The following is a 20,818-nucleotide window of genomic DNA, read 5'->3' as shown; positions in this document are numbered from 1 at the left end:
CCGGAGCCGATCACGCGACAGCCGCCTCCTGCGCAGTGCCGGACTTGGCGAACAGCGTGCGCTCCGTGAACTTGATGTTCTGCGGATCGTAGTACGGGTCGGCCCATGCGCTGGTCGTCTTCAGCACCAGCGGCTTGTCGGCCGTCGCCTTGGATTCGCTTGCGCGGAAGCGGTAGTGGTCGAACAGGCGGATGGCCTCGATCGCATAGGCCGTGACGATGGCCGGGTCGTAGATGGCGATCAGGCTGTCGCCGTTCTGCTCTTCCCCGCCCTTCGACAGGTTGGACGAGCCGCAGAACACGACCGGCTCATCGCCATTGAAATCGCACACGACAAACTTGTGGTGAATGTGCTGGCCGGTGCCGGCATCCACTTCCTGCTTGAACGGCGCTGGCGCTTCGTCCTTCAAATACGCAAACGACACAGTCTGCGAGGGCACATCGCGGCCGGGGGCAAAGGCGTCGACACCACCCTGTTTGTCGATCACGCCCAGCGAAAGCAACCCAGCCTTGTGCGGCACCACTTGCTCGAGCGTGTTCAGCATCGCGCCGCCGCCATCGGTGGCCATCACCGCAAACAGCACGGACGAAAGCGCGCCCTTCACGCGGTCCGCGGCCTCCGTGAGCAACGCATCGGTCTGATGCGGCGAGAAGCCGAAGCGCGCACGCGGCTTGCCGCCTTGCGGCACGGCCTGCCAGCTGGCAGCCAGCGCATCGGCGCGAAAGGCGGCGGCCACCTTGCGGCTGCCCGCAGCGTCCTCACCGTACTGGTCGATCCATCCCCACAGACGCTCGAACACCTGCGCGTAGAGCTGCGCGGCGTCTTGCTCGAACACCAGCACGCTGTTGGCCTGCACGTACAACCCGCGCAGCGAGAAGTTGGCCGAACCGGCCAGCACGCGCACCGGCTTGCCGGCCGCGTCCCGCAGCAGGATCGCCTTGTGGTGCTGGAACCGCGCCAGGTGCGTCCGGCGGACCTCCGCGCCGGCCTGCTTGAAGTACTCGGCGGCCTGCGTCTCAAACGCGTTGTCGGTGCCGTGGCCCACCGGGTTGGCGCCGGTGCCAACATAGTTGTCCTGAATCACGCGGACCTTGCGACCGTTCTGCGCGAGCCAAGCAATGGCACGGATGATGTCCGGTTCGTCCAGGTCGTAGGCGAGCACGTCGATGCCGTATCCGTCGGACGCGTGGCACTGGTTCAGCAGATCGATGATGAGATGGCGACCCGTCGCCCCCAGGTAGGCGTACTTGTTCTGATACGGCTGCGTGTCGTACAGCAGCGGCGATTTGGTCTGCGCGCGTTTGTCGGGCGCCAGCGCCGTGTTGCAGCCGTAGTGGTCGATGAACGCCTGCGACGACACATACCCGCGCACCATGCCGACGGTGGCCCAATCGCTCATCGGCTGCTGCAGCGTGACCGTGACGATGCGCGTCGCGCGCGTCTCCAGCTGCACGGGGTCCGTCGACACGAAGTAGCGCGCGTGCACGGTGTAAGTCAGTTGCGCGGCAGCATGCGGCGGAAAGTGGACCCAGTGAAACGACTGGAACGGCGCGTCGATGGAATCGGCGTACTTGCCGGCCTTCAGCGGCGCGTCTGCATGGATGGGCGTGTCGAAAGTCAGCCGGTTGGGCACCCAATATGGCGCCCCGCCCTGCGGCGTGCATTGAATGGCAAAACCGGCCAGATCGGCGCGATCGGCATCGGCCACATCAAAGGCGAACAGCACCGCGCTGTCGCCCTGATACACCTTCACCTGGAATGAATCGACGGATGTCGCCATGAGAGGAGCCTCCTTGGGGTGGCAATGCATCCGGCCAGTTAGCACCGCGATTGTGACAACAGTCTGACGCAGGGTACCAAAACCTAGCTGCCATGCGGGTTGGCAGGCGGCGACTTCAAAGCGGTTTCAATCCGATCTGCAGATCGGCCAACACGCATGTGCCCCATAAAGCAAAAAAAAACGCAGCGGAAGCCGCTGCGTACGATGAGAACGTGAGGGGTGACCTCTCCTCGCCCGTGTAAGTTACACGTAAGTTATGACAGAAATTTGTCACGGAACGGACTTACTGCCCCCGGCGGACCGCATCAAATGGCGCATCCGTTGCTTTTGGGGCATTCCAGTCACATGACGATTCAGCGAAGCCCCGCCAATGGATGCCGCTCCACCCGCCAGGGCGACGTCAGAAAATGCCGCACCCGCTCAGGCCGCACCTGCGGGAGCGTGGCGGGCGCCCAGCCAGGGCGGTGATCCTTGTCCACCAGATGCGCGCGCACGCCTTCGCAGAAATCGCCTTCCTGGATTCCGCGCGCGACGATGCCCAATTCCATCTGAAAGCACTCCGCCAGCGACAACTGCCGGCCACGCAGCAACGCTTCGCGCGTGACATGCAGCATCGTCGGCGAATGTGTGGTCATGGCGTCAAGCGTCGCCTGAAGCCATTGGCGCAGCTCCCGTGCCTGTTCGCGCTCCAGGCTCTCGCGCAGCGTGGCGACAATGCGATCGACCGACGAACGGCGGTCGAAATAGCGCTGCACCCACGGCGTCGCCTGTGCCAGCGGCGCGTGCGGAACAATGTTGCACGGCGGCTCGAACACGCGGCGCAAGGCCTGCATGAGATCGCCGTCGTGCGGCATGCGCTGCAGGCGGTCTTCGAATGAGGCAAGCCATTCGGCGGGCACGCACATATCGGCCAGGTGGCAATGCAGCGCATCGGCGCCGGTCAGCGTCACGCCCGTCAGGCCAACATACAGCTCCAGCTCGGGCGACATCACGCTCAAAAAGCGCGTGGCGCCCACGTCCGGGAGAAAGCCGATGCGCGTCTCGGGCATTGCCATCTTCGTGCGCTCGGTCACGACACGCAGCCGTGCCGCCTGCCCAAGGCCCATGCCGCCGCCCATGGTGATGCCGTCCATCAGCGCAACGATGGGCTTCGGAAACTGGTGCAGCGCGTAGTCGAGCCGGTATTCGTCGACAAAGAACTGCAGCCAGCCGTCGTCGCCCTCCATGCGGCCCTGCTGCGCAAGCTGATAGAGCGCCCGCACATCGCCACCCGCGCAGAAGCCTTTCTGGCCCGCACCGCGCAGCACCAGCGCGACGATGCCGTCGTCGTGGCGACATTGCTCCAGCAGCGTCGCCAACTGGCGCACCATGCCGTGCGAGAGTGCATTCAGGGCAGCCGGACGGTTCAGGGTGATGACGGCCACGCGGCTGACCACGCGCATCAACACCTCGGGCTCGGCAGCGGCGGCCTGGGGCGGCACCGTCTCAAATTGGACGGCGCTCATTGCCGCGTCTCCGATTCGTGCGTGGAATGCCAGCGCGGCGCACGCTTCTCCAGAAAGGCGTTCACGCCTTCGCGCTGATCCGGGTGGTCAAACAGATCGACAAAGCGCTCACGCTCGACGGCCAGCGCCGCGCCGCGCGGCACGCCGTTGCGCGCCTGATGGATGAGTTGCTTGCTGAAGGTGACAGCTTGCGGGCTCAACGTTGTCACCCGCAGCGCCATGGCGATGGCGGCTTCGCGCGCGGCCCCCGTTTCCACGACCTCTTCCACCAGTCCGATACGCAGGGCGGTCTGCGCATCGACGCGCTCGCCGGTCAGGATCATGCGCTTGGCCCAGCCTTCACCCACGAGCCACGGCAGCGTCTGCGTGCCGCAACCGCAGCACAGCAGGCCGACGGCCGTTTCTGGCACGGCCAGCTTGGCGTGTGCCTCGGCGATGCGGATGTCGCATGCGAGCGCGCACTCCAGGCCGCCGCCCATCGCAAAACCGTTGATGGCGGCGATCACCACCGGGCGCGCATTCTGCAGCGCCTCGAACGCGGCACCGAAACGTGCAGCGGCCTCGCGCGCCACATCGCGGTCGCCATCGGCAAAGGTGTTGAGGTCTGCGCCTGCGCTGAAGAACTTCGGACCATCGCCGGTGACGACGAGGGCGCGCACGCGTGCATCGGCGTTCAATCGTTCGACGGTGCCTTGCAGTTGCAGCAGACCTTCCGGCGTGAACGCGTTGGCTGGCGGACGCTTGAGCGTCAGCACCGCGATGGTGTTCTGGTGCAGCGTTTCCAGTTCGATCATCACGCCGCTCCGTCTTTCCGATACAGCTTGATGACGGCGGAGAAATCCAGCTTGCCATCGCCCTTGCTGCTCACGGTTTGATACAGCTGCTGTGCCAACGCGCCAAGGTAGACCGGCTGTCGGACGGACTTTGCTGCGTCACCGGCCAGGCCCAGATCCTTGAGCATCAGGTCGGTGCCAAAGCCGCCCGTGTAGCCGCGCGAGGACGGCGCGGTGTCGATCACGCCCGGGAACGGGTTGTAGGTGTCCGAACTCCAGCAGCGCCCCGTCGACGTGTTGATGATGCCGCCGAGCACCTTCGGGTCGATGCCCAGCGCTTCCCCCAGCGACATGGCCTCGGCCACGCCAGCCATCGTGATGCCGAGCACGAGGTTGTTGCAGATCTTCGCGCCTTGCCCCGCGCCGGTGTCGCCGCAATGCACGAGATTCTTGCCCATGGCGGACAGCACCGGACGCACCTGCTCGAACGCCGCCGCGCTGCCGCCGACCATGAAGGTCAGCGTGCCGGCTGCCGCGCCACCCGTGCCGCCCGAGACCGGCGCATCGACGAAAGGGTTGCCGTGCTCGGCTGCCATCGCGCCAAACGCCTTGGCGCTGGCCGGGTCGATGGTGCTCGAATCGATGATGGGCACGCCCTTGGCGATGCCCGCCAACACGCCGTCTTCTGCCGTCAGCACATGGCGCACATGCGCTGCGGCAGGCAGCATGGTGATGACGGTCTCCGCGCCCGTTGCGGCGTCCTTGGGGGACACAGCGGCCACGGCACCGGCTTCCACCAGCGCGCCCACTGCCTGCGTATTCAGGTCCAACACGCTGAGCACATGGCCTGCCTTGAGCAGATTGCGCGCCATGGGGGCGCCCATGTTTCCCAATCCGATGAATGCGATTTTCATGACAACACTCCGGGAGCGATCAGCGCAGGCTGATGGTGGTGTTGACGCCGCCGGTGTCGACCGCGTCGTCAAACCAGCGCGCCGTTACCGTTTTCGTTTGCGTATAGAACTGCACGACCTGCTTGCCATACGGGCCCAGGTCGCCGAGCTTGGAGCCGCGCGAGCCGGTAAAGCTGAAGTACGGCACGGGCACCGGAATGGGAATGTTGATACCGACCTGCCCGACGTCGATCTCGCTCTGGAACTTGCGTGCTGATGCGCCGCTCTGCGTGAACAGGCCCACACCGTTGCCGAACGGGTTGGCGTTGACCAGCGCAATGGCGTCGTCCAGCGTAGGCACAGTCAGCGCCAGCAGCACGGGGCCGAAGATTTCGTTGGTGTAGATGTCCATGTCGGTCTTCACGTCGGTGAAGATCGTCGGGCCGATGAAGTTGCCGTCTTCGTAACCGGCGACGCGCACATTGCGACCGTCGAGCGCCAGCGTGGCGCCCTGCTGCACGCCCGATTCGATCAGGCCGAGAATGCGTTGCTTGGCGGCACGCGAGACGACGGGGCCCACGTCGGTACCCGGCTCGACACCGGCATTCACCTTGAGCGTTTTTGCCTTGGCGATCAGGTCCGGCACCCACTGCTGCGCCGCGCCCACCAGCACGACGACGGAGGTCGCCATGCAGCGCTGCCCCGCCGCGCCGAAGGCCGCACCCACCAGCGCATTGATGGCCTGCTCGCGGTTCGCGTCCGGCAACACCACGGCGTGGTTCTTGGCGCCCATCATCGATTGCACGCGCTTGCCGTGCTCGCTGCCCAGGCGGTAAACATGCGTGCCCACTGCGGTCGAGCCCACAAACGAAATCGCCTTCACGTGTTCGTGCGTGCAGAGTGCATCCACCACGTCCTTGCCGCCATGCACGACGTTCAATACGCCGGGCGGCACACCTGCTTCAAGGGCCAGTTCCACCAGTTGCATAGTCGACAGCGGGTCCTGCTCCGACGGCTTGAGCACGAACGTGTTGCCACACACGATGGCCATCGGGAACATCCACAGGGGAATCATGGCCGGGAAGTTGAACGGCGTGATGCCGGCGCACACGCCAATCGGCTGGCGCAACGTGTAGGTGTCGACCGCGCCGGCCACGTTCTCCAGAAATTCGCCCTGCTGCAGTGAGCCCACCGAGCACGCGTGCTCCACCACTTCCAGCCCGCGGAAGATGTCGCCTTCCGCATCGGGCAGCGTCTTGCCCTGCTCGGCCGTCAGCGTGCGCGCAATACGCGGCGAGTGCTCGCGAATCAGCGCCTGGAACTTCAGCATGATGCGCATGCGCGCGCCCACCGGCGTGTTCTTCCACGTGGCAAACGCAGCATGTGCGGAGCGGATGGCTGCGTCCACTTCGCCGGCCGTGGCAAACGGCACGCGCGCCAGCACTTCCTGCGTGGCGGGGTTCACGATGTCGCGCCATTCCTTCGACTGCGATTCGACAAACTCGCCGCCGATCAGCAGCTTGACGGTGGGCGGGGTGTCCTGCTGTGCGGCAGGCTTGGCGGAAGCGAGAGAGGCAACGGCGCTCATGGGAGTCTCCTGGCGAATCGGTATCGGTTTCGGTGGCGGTAACGGGTTCAATGCGGGATGGGCAAATCAGGCGAAGTCTTCTTCCCAGTACTCGCCGGGCAGGCGAGCCGGTTGAGGCGTGCGTTCAAGCTCCAGCCGACGCAGTTCGACGCGGCGAATCTTTCCCGAGATGGTCTTGGGCAGCTCGCTGAACTGCAGGCGGCGGATGCGCTTGTAGGGCGCCAGCTTTTCGCGCGAGAACAGGAACACCGCCCGGGCCAGTTCGGGGCCAGCCTCATAGCCCTGGCGCACCGTCACAAACGCCTTTGGCACGGACAGCCGCAGCGGATCGGAACTCGGCACCACGGCGGCCTCGGCAATGGCTTCGTGCTCGATCAGCACGCTTTCCAGCTCGAAGGGGCTCAGGCGGTAGTCGGACGACTTGAACACGTCGTCGGTGCGGCCCACGTAGACGAAGTAACCGTCGTCGCGGCGCATCGCCACGTCGGACGTGTGGTAATAGCCGTTGCGCATGGCCTCGCCCGTGGCCTTGGCGTTGTTGGCGTAGCCCTGCATCAGGCCGAGCGGGCGGTGCGAGAGCGGCAGCACGATTTCGCCTTCGCTGGCGGGCTGATCGTCGTGGTCGACCAGTTCCACGCAGTAGCCGGGCAGCGGGCGCCCGACCGAGCCCGGCACGACGGGCTGCCCCGGCGTGTTGCCGATCTGGCAGGTGGTCTCGGTCTGGCCGAAGCCGTCGCGAATGGTCACGCCCCAGGCGCTGCGCACGCGCTCGATGATCTCGGGGTTCAGCGGCTCGCCCGCACCGACGATCTCGCGCAGCTTGACGGCGTAGGTGGCCAGCGGCTCCTGCACCAGCATGCGCCACACGGTAGGCGGCGCACACAGCGTGGTCACGTTGAAGCGCACCAGCACGTCGAGCGTGTCCTTCGGCACGAAGCGCGCGTAGTTGTAGACGAACACGCAGGCCTACGCATTCCACGGGGCGAAGAAGCAGCTCCACGCGTGTTTCGCCCAGCCGGGCGAACTGATGTTCCAGTGGATGTCGCCGGGTTGCAGGCCGATCCAGTACATGGTCGACAGGTGGCCGACGGGGTAACTCTGGTGTGTGTGTTCCACCAGTTTCGGCTTGGACGTGGTGCCTGAGGTGAAGTACAGCAGCAGCGGATCGGTTGCCTTGGTCAGCCCGTCGGGCGCGAACTGCGCCGGCGCGTCGTAAGCAGCGGCCAGGTCGACCCAGCCATCGCGCTGCGCACCCACGGCGATGCGCTTGACGCTTGCATCCACACTGTCGAACTTGTGCAACTCCGCCGCGTCGACAACCACGCATGTCGCGCCGCCCAGTTCAACGCGGTCGCGCACGTCATCCGGCGAAAGCTGCGTCGTAGCCGGCAGCACCACCGCGCCCAGCTTCATCGCCCCGAGCATCACGTCCCACAGTTCGACGCGGTTGGGCAGCATCAGCAGCAGACGGTCACCCCGCACGATGCCAAGCCCACGCAGGAAGTTCGCCATGCGCGACGAGCGCTCCGACATCTGCGCAAACGAAAGCTTCAGCCCGCCGCTCTGCGGGTCATCCACGATCCACAGCGCCGGGTTATCGTTGCCGCGCGCCATCACATCGAAGTAGTCGAGCGCCCAGTTGAACGTGTCCAGCTTCGGCCACGCGAACTCGCGATACGCGCGGTCGTAGTCGGTGCGATGGCGCAGCAGAAAATCGCGCGCTTCCACAAAACCCTGTGCTGCAGATACCGCTTCGTTCATCGTCGTCTCCTGGTCGGCGCGTTTGCGCTCTTTCGTATTCGGTCGATGTGCGCGGTGCGTGCTACACGTGCCGCGCAATCACCATCCGCTGGACTTCGCTGGTGCCTTCGTAGATCTGGGTGATGCGTGCATCGCGGTAGTGGCGCTCGACGGCGTAGTCGGCCAGGTAGCCATAGCCTCCGTGGATCTGGATGGCGTTGGAGCAGATCTCCTCGGCCAGTTCCGACGCGTAGAGCTTGGCCTGCGAGGCTTCCGACAAACACGGCTTGTCTGCGCTGCGCAGGCGCGCCGCATGGTGAACGAGCAGGCGCGCTGCATTCAGACGCGTGGCCATGTCGGCCAGCATGTTGGCGATGGTCTGGTGCTCGCGCAGCGCCTTGCCGAACTGAATGCGCTCATTCGCGTAGTTGCGCGCTGCATCGAAGGCGGCACGCGCAATGCCCACGGCTTGCGCGGCAATGCCGATGCGTCCGCCTTCGAGGTTCGACAATGCGATCTTCAGGCCCTCGCCACGCTCACCCAGCAGGTTCTCTTCGGGCACGGCGCAGTCTTCCAGGGTGATCGGGCAGGTGTCCGATGCGCGAATGCCGAGCTTGTGTTCGGGACGCCCGACGTGAAAGCCCGGCGTGTCCGTCGGCACGATGAAAGCGGAGATGCCGCGCTTGCCCGCATCAGGGTCCGTCACGGCAAAGACGATGGCGATGTCCGCGCGTGCGCCGTTGGTGACGAACTGCTTGTTGCCGGTGAGCACCCACTTGCCGTCGCGCAGTACCGCACGGGTGCGCAGGTTGTTGGCTTCGGAGCCGGCGTGCGGCTCGGTCAGGCAGAACGCGCCAATCGCGCGGCCCGTGGCCAGGTCCGGCAGGTAACGCGCCTTCTGCGCCTCGGTGCCGAACTTGAGGATGGGGCCGCAGCCCACCGAGTTGTGCACGCTCATCATCGTCGCGCTGGCAGCGCACCCGGCAGCCACCTCTTCCAGCGCAAGCGCATAGGCCACGTAGTCGGTGTACGAACCGCCCCACTCCGCCGGCACGATCATGCCCAGCAGGCCCAGCTCGCCCATCTCGCGCACCACCTCGTCGGGAAGGGCGCCGTCACGGTCCCACTGCGCGGCGTTGGGCGCCAGGCGCTCGGTGGCAAAGGCGCGCGCAGCGTCGTGGATCATCCGCTGCTCTTCGGTATAGAAGTCGTCCATCGCTTGGCTCTTGCTTGTTTGCTGGCTGGGGCCGCGTGACGCTGCCTGTGCAGGCGCCTTACACTGTGCAGCCCGCGGCGCTCGGGTTCGATGGGGAAAAAGTGTAGGCACGTGGCTGGGCGGCTTCGATGCCCGTCACGATCAACTTGCGTGAGCGGATTTGCCATGCCGATGAAAAGCAACGAGAAAGGAACCGTCTCTGTCAGCCTCGTCAACGAGGCCGTGACGCGTGCGCGCGCACATGGCGTCGATACGCAGCCCATCATGGCAGCTGCGGGCATCACGCCGCAGATGCTGGCGCAACCGCGCAGCCGCGTGTCGTCCGCGCAGTACGGCGCGCTGTGGGCCGGCATTGCGCAGGCCATGGACGACGAGTTCTTCGGGCAGGATGCACACCCCATGCGCTCGGGCAGCTTCGTGGCGATGACGCAGGCGGCGCTGACCGCGCGCACGGGCCGGCAGGCGCTCGCGCGGGCCACGGGCTTTCTGCGGCTGGTGCTGGATGACCTGCATGTACGCGTTGAAGAAGACGATCAGCGTGTGCGTCTCGTGTTCGAGCACCGCAAGGGCACGCGTGTGCCGCCCATGTTCACCTACGCCACGTGGCTCATCATGGTCTACGGGCTGGTGTGCTGGCTGGTGGGGCGGCGCATTCCGTTCATTGCCGCGCGCTTCCGTTGCGCGGCGCCGCAGGATGCGCAGGAATATCGCCTGATGTTCTGCGACGACATGGCGTTCAAGCAGGATGCGTCGTACGTCGACCTATCGCCCACCTTTCTAGACCTGCCCGTCATCCAGACGGCCGCGTCCATCAAGACGTTCCTGCGCGACGCGCCGGGCAGCTTCATCGTCAAGTACCGCAACCCGGATTCGTTCGCAGCGCGCGTGCGCAAGATGCTGCGTAACCTCCCGGTGGCCAGTTGGCCCGCGTCGGACGCAATGGCGCTCAAACTGAACGTGGCCGAGGCGACCATGCGGCGGCGCCTGAAGCTCGAGGGCCACACGTATCAGTCGATCAAGGACGACCTGCGGCGCGACATTGCCATCGGCCAATTGCAGGACACGCGCCGCACCATCGCCGACATTGCCGTCGCGGTCGGCTTTGCGGAACCGAGCGCCTTTCACCGCGCCTTCCGCAAATGGACCGGCATGCGGCCGACGGACTATCGGACGGAGCGTTAGGCGTCCAGCCGCAGCGCCATGTGTTCTTCGTCGTAGAAGCGATCGCCGACACGCATGGCGCGGCGCTCAATGCCGAAGGTTTCGAAACCCGCGTTGCGATACAGCGCTTGCGCACGCGAGTTTTCGGCGTTGACGCAAAGATGAATCTGCAGCACCTGGGCAGCACGCGCATGCGCAATAGCGGCGTGCAGCAGACGGCCCGCAATACCGCCCCGCCGATGCGCAGGGTCAACAAACACGCCCCACAGCACAGCCTTGTGGGCAACCTGCGCGAGCGGGTCACGACGTAGGCCGGCAATGCCGACCAGCTCCGGCCCGGCAAATGCTCCGAAGACAATCTGATGTTCAGTCGCCCGGATGCGATTGCTGGTTTCCTCCAGCGTGCGGCTCGATTCTTCAGCGTGCGTCGGCCAGATGGCGGTGGGTGCGTCTTGAATGGCCTTCAGGCGCAGTGCCTTGAACGCTGCAGCATCCTCATCGATCAACGGGCGGATGGAGATATCGCTCATGGCTGTTTCACCTGGACGGTGAACGCTTCGCCGGTCTCAAAGAATGCACCGCCCGCGAGGTAGTGCAGGGTCTTGCTGCCCGCATCAGTGAAGTGCCAGCGGCCGTTGCTGAACAGCGCTGGGTCCGCCCAGGCGGCGGTCACTTCGGCGATGAAAAGGTCGTAGCGCTTCTCGTTGTGCGGCTCGGGGATGACGCGGCATTCCAGCCACCCTGCGCAACCGGCCACCAGCGGCACGTCGATCGTGCGGGCTGGCACTGTAGCCAGGCCGAGCGCTTCGAACTTGTCGCCGTCCCGGCCCGTGAGCGTACCGACCGCGAGTGTGGTCTCGGCAATTGCGCGGGTGGGAATGTTCAGCGCAAACACAGCCGAGGCTTCGATCAGCTCGCGGGTGAGTGTGCGGCTGTCGACCACGACGAGCACTTTGGGTGGGTCAAAGTCGAGCGGCATCGCCCAGGCGGCAGCCATGACGTTGCGTACGCCGTTGTGGGCGCTGGTGACCAGCGTGGTCGGGCCGTGGTTCAGGAGGCGGTAGGACTTTGCGAGTTCTACTGGGGCCAGTGTGGGGGGATTCGGCATGATGGCGAAGGGACTAGGGGGAGGCGTCATCATAGGGCAATGGTGTTGAGGGTGGTTTCGTGTTGGTTTTTTGTTGGTGGTGCATCCCTTGTTTCATCCCCTGCCGGGGCTGACTCACTTTCTTTGGTCTTGCCCAAAGAAAGTAAGCAAAGAAATGCGCGCCCGAGATGGCGAAAGATTCCTTGAATTTCTGTTGCAGGGAGGGAGGGGAGGCAAACTCGCTTCGCTCAAACAGGCCTCCCCTCTTTTTCCTCCCTGCAACAGAAATTCAAGGCGCCATCTAGGGCAGGGAAAGTCAAAGGACAAAAGCCACACCATCTGAGCGCACGCCCAAACGACAAGGCCAACCTCGCGATGGGTTGGCCTTTTTCTTTTGACGTTGAGCCCTTGATGGCGCCTTGAATTTTCGTAAGCGGGCGGAAAAAAGGTGGGGAACTGTCTGAGCGAAGCGAGTTTTCCCCACCTCCGCCCGGTTACGCAAATTCAAGGAGTCTTTCGCCATCTCGGGCGCGCCTTTCTTTTGCTTACTTTTCTTTGGCAAGACAAAGAAAAGTGAGTCGTGCCCGGTAGGGTACGAAAGGGGGATGGACCACAAAAACAAAAACAAAAAACCAAAACCCCAGCGAACTTCACTGGGGTTCCAATTTACTCAGCAACCCGCCGAGCAATATGTTCCAACGCCTCCTCCACCTGATCAATCAAAATCAGGCAGAGATCACCGGGCTGCAACCGCCCCAGCGCCGTATCGATCGCCAGGAATTCCCCGCGGATTTCTTCAACACGGCTCGTGCGCGACGCACCCTGCAACCCTTCACGCAGCAGCGCAAGCACTTCACCGTCGGCGCGCCCGCGCTGGCATTGATCTTCATACAGCACGACGTCGTCAAACACACCGCCAAGAATCTGCGTCTGCTTGCGGATATCTTCGTCGCGGCGGTCGCCAGCCCCGCTGATCACCACCATGCGCCGCTGCGCCGGCATGGTGGCTACCGCGTTACACAGTGCCTGGATGGCATCCGGGTTATGGCCGTAGTCGGCGATGAGCGTGGCGCCCTTGTAGTCGAACAGGTTGAAGCGCCCCGGCGCGGTGGCGGCGTCGTTCACAAACGTCGCCAGCCCGCGGCGGATCACCGTCCAGTCGATGCCAAGCGCCCATGCCGCCGCAATCGACGACATCGCGTTTTCCACCTGGAATCCGATCGTGCCGTTGCGCGTGAGCGGAATGTCGGCCAGTGCGATGCGCGTTTCGTTGGCACCTTCGGCGACTACGATCTCGGGGCCATCGACAAACACCACGCGCTTGCCCTGCGCACGGTGCCGCGCCATGGTAGGCAAGCTCGGATCGTGCGCGAAGAAGGTTACCGAGCCGGGGCAGCCGTCGGCCATGCGCGCGACCATCGGGTCGGCGGCGTTGAGCACCGCCATGCCGCGCGGCGCCACGTTCTGCACGATCACGCTCTTGAGCACGGCCAGGTCTTCCACCGTGCTGATGTAGTTCAGGCCCAGGTGGTCGCCTTCGCCCACGTTCGTCACCACGGCCACATCGCAGCGGTCGAACGCAAGACCTTCGCGCAGCAGGCCGCCGCGCGCGGTTTCGAAGACGGCGGCATCGACATCCGGATGCAGCAGCACGTTGCGCGCGCTGCGCGGGCCGCTGCAGTCGCCGGTGTCGATACGCTGGCCCTGGATGTACACGCCATCGGTGCCGGTCATGCCCATGCGCAGACCGCTGGACGCCAGCAGATGGGTAATCAGGCGCACGGTCGTCGTCTTGCCGTTGGTGCCGGACACCGCCACCACGGGGATGCGGCCGTCGTCGCCATCCGCAAACATCGTCGAGACAATCGCCTCGCCCACGGCACGGCCCTTGCCGTACGACGGCTGCAAATGCATGCGCAAACCCGGCGCGGCGTTGACTTCAACGATGCCGCCGGCCTGATCCTCGAACGGCTTGAGCATCGTTTCGCACACGGCATCCACCCCGCAGATGTCGAGGCCGACCATCTGCGCTGCCGCCACGGCGCGCGCGGCGATGGCGGGGTGCACGTCGTCGGTCACGTCGGTGGCGGTGCCGCCCGTGGAAAGGTTCGCGTTATTGCGCAACACCACGCGCGTGCCCTTGGGCGGCACGGCGTCGGCGCTCAGGCCCTGCTTGGCGAGCGTGGCCAGTGCAATGTCGTCGAAGCGGATTTTCGTGAGCGACGTGGCATGTCCTTCGCCGCGGCGCGGGTCGCGATTCACTTCGTCGACCAGCTCGCGCACGGTGTGCTTGCCGTCACCGATGACCTGCGGCGGGTCGCGGCGCGCAGCTGCCACCAGATGCTTGCCCACCACGAGCAACCGGAAGTCGTGGCCGGGGATGTAGCGCTCGACGATCACGTCCGAAGAAATGTCGGCGGCCGCTTCGTACGCCGTCATCACTTCTTCGCGCGTGCGGATGCGCACGGCCACGCCCTTGCCCTGGTTGCCGTCGCGGGGCTTGACCACGACCGGGCCGTGGATTTCCTGCGCGGCTTCCCAGGCTTCCTCGGCGCTGCGCACCGAACGGCCCAGCGGCACTGGCACACCGGCCGCATGCAGCAGGGCCTTCGTGAGGTCCTTGTCCTGCGCGATGGATTCGGCCACGGCGCTGGTCATGTCGGTTTCGGCGGCCTGAATGCGGCGCTGTTTGCTGCCCCAGCCAAACTGCACCATCGAGCCCTGCGTCAGGCGACGATACGGAATGCCGCGCGCCACGGCGGCATCGACGATGGAGCCGGTGCTGGGCCCGAGGCGCACGTCTTCGTCCAGCTCGCGCAGTCGGTGGAGTGCATCGTCCAGATCGAACGGCTGGTCATCGCGCGCCGCCAGGCAAAGCTGGCCGGCCAGCTCGAATGCCAGTCGGCCCACTTCCTCTTCGGTGTATTCGACGACGACCTGATACGTGCCCGGTTCGAGCGTGGGCTCGGTGTGGCTGAACGTCACCGGGCAACCCGCGGCGGCTTGCAGGCCCAGCGCCGCGGCTTCCAGCGCATGCGCAATCGATGGCGCATCGGCTTCGTCATCGGGGCGCATCGGGCCAATCGCCGGAAAGCGCGCGCGCAGGCGGTCTTCAAAGCCCGGCAGCTCGGCCAGCAGTTGGGATTGGTCCGAGCAGGCCACGATGGCCTCGATGGCCGTATGGCGGCACCAGAGATTTGGGCCGCGCAAGGCCCGGATACGAGAGACTTCCATGCAATCAGCTTTCCGTTGTGCTTTGGGCGTTCTTTCTGACTCAGGCCCGATCGTCAGTTCTGGGATTCGGCGCGGCCCATCCACTGGTGTACCTGCTGGACGGTGCCCTCGATGGCGCACTCATCGCATTGCAAAACCAGCAGGTCGCCTGCTGTGACCTGCGAGAGCGCCGCGTCCACGACATCCCGGCGCTTGGCCCCTTCGACGACGACTTCAGCCACGCGACCGCCTGCCTGCAACCCTTGCTTGAGCAGCGCGCGTGCTTGGCGATCGAACTCGGCATCGGTGCGTTTGACACTGGCGTCTTCGCACAGCAGCACGCGGTCGAATGTCTGTCCGATGACGGTGCCTTGCGCCACCAGGTCTTCATCACGGCGTTGCAGGCCGGCGCCGAACACCAGCGTGCGGCGTTGCGCCGGGAAGTTGTCCAGCGCAGCGGCCAAGGCTTCCAGCGCCGACGCGTTGTGCGCGTCATCCACCACGATCGTGGCGCCATGGTGCTGGAACAGCGTGAAGCGGCCCGGCACATCTACCTGCCCCACATCGAAGGTCAGGATGCCGGCGCGCATCAGATCGTTCGAAATGCCCAGCGCCCAGCCGGTAGCCACAGCCGCCAGCACGTTTTCAAGCTGGAACGGCACGCGGCCGTCGTAGGTCAGGGGAATGGCCGACACGTCGGCCAGCGCCAGTTCGGTCGGGCCGGTGGCGAGCACCACCTTGCCGTCGCGCACGAACACGGCCCGTTTGCCAGCAGCGCGATGCGCGGCGATGGCCTCCAGATCGCCCGTCAAGGCGAAGAAGATCACTTCGCCATCGCACAGGTCGGCCATTTCAACGAGGCGCGCATCGGCGGCATTGAGCACGCCCACGCCAGTCTTCAGCACCACGTCGATCTGCGTGCGCAGGACGCTGTACATCCGGTCTTCATCTTCGACGTAGAAATCGCCCAGGTGATCGGGCTTGCCGAAGTTGGTGACGACGCCCACCTGGCAGCGGTCATACGGCAGCCCCTGCGAGAGGATCATGCCGCTGTCGCTCTCGAACACGGCGGCTTCAACCGCCCGGTTCATTAGGATGCGATGGCAGGCATCCCACGCGGCGCGGTCGGTGCGCGCGCCGGATTCCACCTGGCGGCGATCGAGGTACAGGCCATCGCTGCAGCCCAACCCCGTGTGCTTGCCCGACAGTTGCAGCATCTGCGCCACCAGCTTGGCCACGACGGTCTTGCCGTTGGTGCCCGTGATGCCGACGATGGGAATCCGGCCATCGTCCTGCGCGCCGTCCTTGTCGGAAAACAGGTGATCGACAATCGCGCGGCCGACAGGGCGCGGTTCCCCCTGGGCCGGGCGAATGTGCATCAGCAAACCAGGCCCGGCGTTGACCTCGACAATGGCGCCACGCTGCTCGTCCAGCGGGCGCGAGATGTCGTCGGCCACCAGGTCCACGCCGGCAATGTCGAGACCGACCACGCGCGCGGCCAGCGATGCGTGCGCGGCCACGCTCGGATGCACACGGTCGGTCACGTCAAAGGCGACGTTGCCGTTGCGCTGGATCAGCACGCTGCGGCCCGCCGGCGGCACGGCGCTGCCGTCAGCGTAGCCCTGGCGCTTGAGTTCGAGGCGTGCGGCGGAATCCAGGCGCACAAAGTTCAGCGGGTGTTCTTCAGTGCTGCCGCGGCGCGGGTCGGAATTGATCTGCGATTCGATCAATTCTTCGATGGTCGAGGTGCCATCGCCGACCACCGACGCGGTCTCGCCCATCGCCGCCGCCGCCAGACGGCCGCCCACCACCAGCAGGCGGTGTTCGTTACCGGAGACGAAGCGCTCGACGATCACGCCGTTGCCTTCCTCGATGGCCACGGCGTAAGCGGTTTCCACCTCTTCGCGCGTCATCAGGTTCGTGAACACGCCGCGGCCGTGGTTGCCGTCGTACGGCTTGACCACCACCGGCACGCCGATGTCTTCGGCGGCCTCCCAGGCATCTTCGGCGCTGTCGACCATGCGCCCTTCCGGCACGGGCACGCCGCACGACTGCAGCAGGCTCTTGGTCAGGTCCTTGTCGCGCGAGATCGATTCGGCAATGGCGCTGGTGCGGTCGGTTTCGGCCGTCCAGATGCGGCGCTGGCGAGCGCCATAGCCGAGCTGCACGAGGTTGCCGTCCGACAGGCGGATGGACGGGATATTGCGGTCATCGGCGGCATCGACGATGCAGGCGGTGCTGGGGCCCAGGCACTGTTCGTCCACCAGGTCGCGCAGCGTTTCGACGGCGGCGTCCACGTCGTACGGGCGGTCTTCAATGGCCGCCATGACCAGATCACGGGCGGCGAACAGGGCAGCGCGGGTCACGTCTTCGTGCCAGGCGCGGACGATCACCTTGTAGACGCCGCGCACGGGTGTCTCGCGCGCCTTGCCGAAGCCGCCGGGCATGCCGGCCAGGTTCTGCAATTCGAGGGTGACGTGTTCCAGGATGTGGCCGGGCCAGGTGCCTTCCTTCAAGCGCATCAGGAAGCCGCCGCGCACGCCGGGGCTGCAGCGGTGCTCGATCAGCGTGGGCAGCCATGTCGACAGACGCTCGTAGAACCCGGGAATCGTGTTGGAGGGATAGTCCTCCAGTTCACCAATATCGACCCATGCCTCCAGCACTGGCCGATATGTCCACATATTCGGGCCGCGCAGCGACATGACATCGAGAATCTCAATGTCCTTCTTCTTCATTGAATTTGCTTGGAAGCAGGGGGCGATGTACCCGTGAATTGGTCCGTGAAACCGAACCGTTACCTTTCAATAACGTTACAACGGCGTCGGCGTTGACGTCTTGAGCCCGGAGTGCGTTGTGCAGCGCACCAAATGCCGTGCTGGCGTGGCTATGTATACTTGCGAGCAAATTTTGCAGGCCGCAACAATTGCGACGCCGCACTCTTGCCTCGATTTATGTTCGTCCTTTTCCCGTTTTGGGCTGTTTTTTGGCCATTTGGACGCGCTTTTTGAATTCTTTGCGCCACTGATGACCCAGTCCTCCCCATCGTCCGCCCCCACCGTCGCCCGCGCTCAGGAACCCTGGAGTGTCGTGCTGGGCTCGAGCCTCGCTCCAGAAGAAACCGTCCAGGCCGGGCTGCAGCTGGATTTGGACGCAAGACTGCATTTTACCCACGGGTGGCTGGTTGTTACGAACCGTCGCCTGATAGGCCAAGCCCCCGGCGAAAAGGATTTGCAAAGCTGGGACATCGCTCCTGGCATGACGCTCGCCCATAGCGACCACGCCGGCGTCGGCACGCTGGAGCTGTCCGACGGACAGCACCGGCTGGCCAGCTGGCGGTACACGCTGGGCCACAACACCGACGCGCTGCGGCTGGCTGACGCCTTTGACGCCCAGCGCGACGCCCTGACCACCGGTGCCAAGGCCGCGCAGCCCGACGCGGACACCTGCCCGATCTGCAAGGCGCCCCTCCCGACTGGTGACGACAACTGCCCGCAATGCAGCCGTGAACTGGAGCAGCCGCCCTCGACCTGGGCGCTGCTGCGCCTGTGGCGCTTCGCCCAGCCGTATCGGTGGGAATTGCTGGCCGGTTTCGCCCTGCTGCTGATCGGCACGGCCGCCACCCTGGTGCCGCCGTACCTGACGATGCCCTTGATGGACAAGGTGCTGATCCCCTACCAGAACGGGCAGCCGGTCGATTACCGCCTGGTTACGCTCTATCTGTCCGGCCTGTTTGGCGCCGCGCTGGTGGCCTGGGTGCTGGGCTGGGCGCGCACGTATCTGCTGGCGCGCGTGTCCGAGCGCATCAGCGCCGACCTGCGCACGACCACCTACGAGCACCTGCTCAAGCTGTCGCTCGAGTACTTCGGCGGCAAGCGCACGGGCGACTTGATGGCGCGCATCGGCTCGGAAAGCGACCGCATCAGCGTGTTCCTGTCGTTGCACCTGCTCGATTTCGCCACCGACGTGCTGATGATCGCGATGACGGCCGTCATCCTGGTCTCGATCGACCCATGGCTGGCACTGGTGACCCTCGTGCCGCTGCCCTTTATCGCGTGGATGATCCACTTGGTGCGCGACCGCCTGCGCCACGGCTTCGAGAAGATCGACCGGATCTGGTCGGAAATCACCAACGTGCTGGCCGATACGATCCCGGGCATCCGCGTGGTCAAGGCCTTTGCCCAGGAAAAGCGCGAGGTGACGCGCTTTGCCGAGGCCAACAAGCACAACCTGGCGATCAACGATCGCGTCAACGCGGTGTGGTCGCTGTTTACCCCGACCGTCACGCTGCTGACCGAAGTCGGGCTGCTGGTGGTGTGGATCTTCGGCATCTGGCGGGTGAGCCACGACGCCATCACCGTCGGTGTGCTGGTGGCGTTCCTGACCTATATCAGCCGCTTCTACACGCGCCTGGATTCCATGAGCCGCATCGTGTCCGTCACGCAGAAGGCGGCGGCCGGCGCCAAGCGGATCTTCGATATTCTCGACCACGTGTCGAGCGTGCCCGAGCCGGCCAGGCCCGTGCATCTCGAGAAGGTGAAGGGCGCGATCGAACTGCGCGACCTGGGCTTCCGTTATGGCAACCGCGCGGTGATCCGCGGCCTGAACCTGTCGATCCAGCCGGGCGAGATGATCGGGCTGGTGGGGCACAGCGGCTCGGGCAAGAGCACGCTCGTGAACCTGATCTGCCGTTTCTACGATGTGTCCGAAGGCGCGATCCGCCTGGATGGCACCGACATCCGTTCGCTGCCCGTCTCGGAATTCCGCCGCAACATCGGCCTGGTGCTGCAGGAGCCGTTCCTGTTCTTCGGCACGATCGCCGACAACATTGCCTACGGCAAACCCGACGCCACGCGCGAAGAGATCATTGCCGCCGCGCGTGCCGCCCACGCCCACGAGTTCATCCTGCGCCTGCCGCACGGCTACGACTCGCTGGTGGGTGAACGCGGCCAGGCCCTGTCGGGCGGCGAACGCCAGCGTATTTCGATTGCGCGGGCCCTGCTCATCAACCCGCGCATCCTGATCATGGACGAGGCCACGTCTTCCGTGGACACGACCACCGAGAAGGAAATCCAGAAGGCGCTCGACAACCTCGTGCAGGGCCGCACCACCATCGCTATCGCGCACCGGTTGTCGACGCTGCGCAAGGCGGATCGCCTCGTCGTCATGGATCGCGGCCAGATCGTCGAAGTCGGCAATCACGACGAGCTGCTCGCGCGCGAAGGCGCGTATTACAAGCTTTATCAGGCGCAGGCCCGCAATGTCGATGCCGAGACCGATCTGACCAGCGACGGCGAGCGCGTGGACGCCGCCGCGCCGGCTTACGCACAGTGATCCCTTATTTGAAATGAGTGCGATGCAAACGCCCGACTTCAGCCTGAGCCGCAACGGCTTCGGCAAGCTTGTAATGACCCTGGCCGACGGCACCGTGCATGAAGGCGTGGTGCCCGTGCGCGCGTTTCCCATCTCCGCCGCCGACGAGGGCTTGAGCCTGATGAGCACGGACGGCCGCGAGCTGGCATGGATCACGCAACCCGACGCGCTGCCCACGCCAATGCGCGCGCTGATCGAAGCCGAACTCGGCGCGCGGGAATTCATGCCCGAGATCCGCACGATCGTCGGCGTATCGACCTACGCCACGCCCAGCACGTGGACGGTGCAGACCGACCGCGGCCAGACCGACCTCGTGCTGCGCGGCGAAGAAGATATCCGCCGCCTGACCGGCACCACGCTGCTCATTTCCGACAGCCACGGTATCCACTACCTGATCCGCGATCTGCTTGCGCTGGACAAGCACAGTCGCAAGATCCTCGATCGGTTCCTGTAAGCCCCGTTCAGACGTGCAACCGCGCAGCAGCGCAGCCG

Annotated in this window: 13 protein-coding genes and 1 pseudogene; 3 read left to right on the top strand and 11 right to left on the bottom strand. The window is 65.2% G+C overall.

What is annotated here, in order from left to right:
* Positions 1-10: 10 nt before the first annotated feature.
* From RP6297_RS19510 to RP6297_RS19480, 7 genes and pseudogenes are all read right to left on the bottom strand, one after another.
* A complete protein-coding gene (locus tag RP6297_RS19510) occupies positions 11-1,780 on the bottom strand; it encodes a phospholipase D-like domain-containing protein (protein ID WP_009240399.1) in 1,770 nt (589 codons plus the stop codon).
* 353 nt (positions 1,781-2,133) lie between these two features.
* Complete coding sequence (locus RP6297_RS19505) at positions 2,134-3,285, bottom strand: enoyl-CoA hydratase/isomerase family protein (RefSeq protein WP_009240398.1); 1,152 nt, start codon at positions 3,283-3,285, stop codon at positions 2,134-2,136.
* Positions 3,282-4,079, bottom strand: a complete 798-nt coding sequence (locus RP6297_RS19500) for an enoyl-CoA hydratase (RefSeq protein WP_009240397.1) — start codon at positions 4,077-4,079, stop codon at positions 3,282-3,284. The genes RP6297_RS19505 and RP6297_RS19500 overlap by 4 nt, the downstream gene beginning before the upstream one ends.
* Positions 4,079-4,972 carry a 3-hydroxyisobutyrate dehydrogenase gene (gene mmsB / locus RP6297_RS19495; protein ID WP_009240396.1) on the bottom strand — a complete coding sequence of 298 codons (894 nt, stop codon included), beginning with the start codon at positions 4,970-4,972 and terminating at the stop codon, positions 4,079-4,081. The genes RP6297_RS19500 and mmsB overlap by 1 nt, the downstream gene beginning before the upstream one ends.
* A 19-nt stretch (positions 4,973-4,991) precedes the next feature.
* Positions 4,992-6,539, bottom strand: a complete 1,548-nt coding sequence (locus RP6297_RS19490) for a CoA-acylating methylmalonate-semialdehyde dehydrogenase (RefSeq protein WP_009240395.1) — start codon at positions 6,537-6,539, stop codon at positions 4,992-4,994.
* A 66-nt stretch (positions 6,540-6,605) separates the two neighbouring features.
* Positions 6,606-8,300, bottom strand: a pseudogene (locus tag RP6297_RS19485) (AMP-binding protein).
* Between the two features lie 61 nt (positions 8,301-8,361).
* A complete protein-coding gene (locus tag RP6297_RS19480; RefSeq protein ID WP_009240392.1) occupies positions 8,362-9,495 on the bottom strand; it encodes an acyl-CoA dehydrogenase in 1,134 nt (377 codons plus the stop codon).
* Between the two features lie 171 nt (positions 9,496-9,666).
* Between RP6297_RS19480 and RP6297_RS19475 the strand changes: the two genes are divergently transcribed.
* Positions 9,667-10,677, top strand: a complete 1,011-nt coding sequence (locus RP6297_RS19475; protein WP_171924791.1) for an AraC family transcriptional regulator — start codon at positions 9,667-9,669, stop codon at positions 10,675-10,677.
* Here RP6297_RS19475 and RP6297_RS19470 read toward each other — a convergent pair.
* The 4 genes from RP6297_RS19470 to cphA (RP6297_RS19455) all read right to left on the bottom strand — a co-directional run bounded on the left by RP6297_RS19470 (position 10,674) and on the right by cphA (RP6297_RS19455) (position 17,691).
* Positions 10,674-11,186 (bottom strand): GNAT family N-acetyltransferase, encoded by a 513-nt coding sequence (locus tag RP6297_RS19470; protein WP_009240390.1) that lies wholly within the window; start codon positions 11,184-11,186, stop codon positions 10,674-10,676. The genes RP6297_RS19475 and RP6297_RS19470 overlap by 4 nt on opposite strands.
* Positions 11,183-11,797 carry a flavin reductase family protein gene (locus tag RP6297_RS19465; protein ID WP_009240389.1) on the bottom strand — a complete coding sequence of 205 codons (615 nt, stop codon included), beginning with the start codon at positions 11,795-11,797 and terminating at the stop codon, positions 11,183-11,185. The genes RP6297_RS19470 and RP6297_RS19465 overlap by 4 nt, the downstream gene beginning before the upstream one ends.
* A gap of 612 nt (positions 11,798-12,409) precedes the next feature.
* Positions 12,410-14,977, bottom strand: a complete 2,568-nt coding sequence (gene cphA / locus RP6297_RS19460) for a cyanophycin synthetase (RefSeq protein WP_009240388.1) — start codon at positions 14,975-14,977, stop codon at positions 12,410-12,412.
* A gap of 53 nt (positions 14,978-15,030) precedes the next feature.
* On the bottom strand, positions 15,031-17,691 hold the full coding sequence (cphA, locus tag RP6297_RS19455) for a cyanophycin synthetase (RefSeq protein WP_009240387.1): 2,661 nt from the start codon (positions 17,689-17,691) through the stop codon (positions 15,031-15,033).
* A gap of 289 nt (positions 17,692-17,980) precedes the next feature.
* Between cphA (RP6297_RS19455) and RP6297_RS19450 the strand changes: the two genes are divergently transcribed.
* Together RP6297_RS19450 and RP6297_RS19445 are read left to right on the top strand one after the other, a co-directional pair.
* Positions 17,981-20,287, top strand: coding sequence for a cyanophycin metabolism-associated ABC transporter (locus RP6297_RS19450; protein WP_009277001.1), 2,307 nt, complete (start codon positions 17,981-17,983; stop codon positions 20,285-20,287).
* Positions 20,288-20,309: 22 nt separating this feature from the next.
* Positions 20,310-20,780, top strand: a complete 471-nt coding sequence (locus RP6297_RS19445; RefSeq protein WP_009240385.1) for a cyanophycin metabolism-associated DUF1854 family protein — start codon at positions 20,310-20,312, stop codon at positions 20,778-20,780.
* The last annotated feature ends 38 nt before the right edge of the window (positions 20,781-20,818 follow it).

The sequence above is a fragment of the Ralstonia pickettii genome, assembly GCF_016466415.2.
GTDB lineage: Bacteria > Pseudomonadota > Gammaproteobacteria > Burkholderiales > Burkholderiaceae > Ralstonia > Ralstonia pickettii.
The sequence above is the reverse complement of the archived record's forward strand: the minus strand, read 5'-3'. Positions and strand labels throughout refer to the sequence as shown.

What these genes read in the sequence shown, in the direction of transcription:
- RP6297_RS19475 (WP_171924791.1), top strand. Translation starts at nt 9,667, where the DNA reads ATGAAAAGCAACGAGAAAGGAACCGTCTCTGTCAGCCTCGTCAACGAG.
- RP6297_RS19500 (WP_009240397.1), bottom strand. Translation starts at nt 4,079, where the DNA reads ATGATCGAACTGGAAACGCTGCACCAGAACACCATCGCGGTGCTGACG.
- RP6297_RS19445 (WP_009240385.1), top strand. Translation starts at nt 20,310, where the DNA reads ATGCAAACGCCCGACTTCAGCCTGAGCCGCAACGGCTTCGGCAAGCTT.
- cphA (WP_009240387.1), bottom strand. Translation starts at nt 17,691, where the DNA reads ATGAAGAAGAAGGACATTGAGATTCTCGATGTCATGTCGCTGCGCGGC.
- RP6297_RS19490 (WP_009240395.1), bottom strand. Translation starts at nt 6,539, where the DNA reads ATGAGCGCCGTTGCCTCTCTCGCTTCCGCCAAGCCTGCCGCACAGCAG.
- RP6297_RS19480 (WP_009240392.1), bottom strand. Translation starts at nt 9,495, where the DNA reads ATGGACGACTTCTATACCGAAGAGCAGCGGATGATCCACGACGCTGCG.
- mmsB (WP_009240396.1), bottom strand. Translation starts at nt 4,972, where the DNA reads ATGAAAATCGCATTCATCGGATTGGGAAACATGGGCGCCCCCATGGCG.
- RP6297_RS19465 (WP_009240389.1), bottom strand. Translation starts at nt 11,797, where the DNA reads ATGATGACGCCTCCCCCTAGTCCCTTCGCCATCATGCCGAATCCCCCC.
- RP6297_RS19510 (WP_009240399.1), bottom strand. Translation starts at nt 1,780, where the DNA reads ATGGCGACATCCGTCGATTCATTCCAGGTGAAGGTGTATCAGGGCGAC.
- cphA (WP_009240388.1), bottom strand. Translation starts at nt 14,977, where the DNA reads ATGGAAGTCTCTCGTATCCGGGCCTTGCGCGGCCCAAATCTCTGGTGC.
- RP6297_RS19450 (WP_009277001.1), top strand. Translation starts at nt 17,981, where the DNA reads ATGACCCAGTCCTCCCCATCGTCCGCCCCCACCGTCGCCCGCGCTCAG.
- RP6297_RS19470 (WP_009240390.1), bottom strand. Translation starts at nt 11,186, where the DNA reads ATGAGCGATATCTCCATCCGCCCGTTGATCGATGAGGATGCTGCAGCG.
- RP6297_RS19505 (WP_009240398.1), bottom strand. Translation starts at nt 3,285, where the DNA reads ATGAGCGCCGTCCAATTTGAGACGGTGCCGCCCCAGGCCGCCGCTGCC.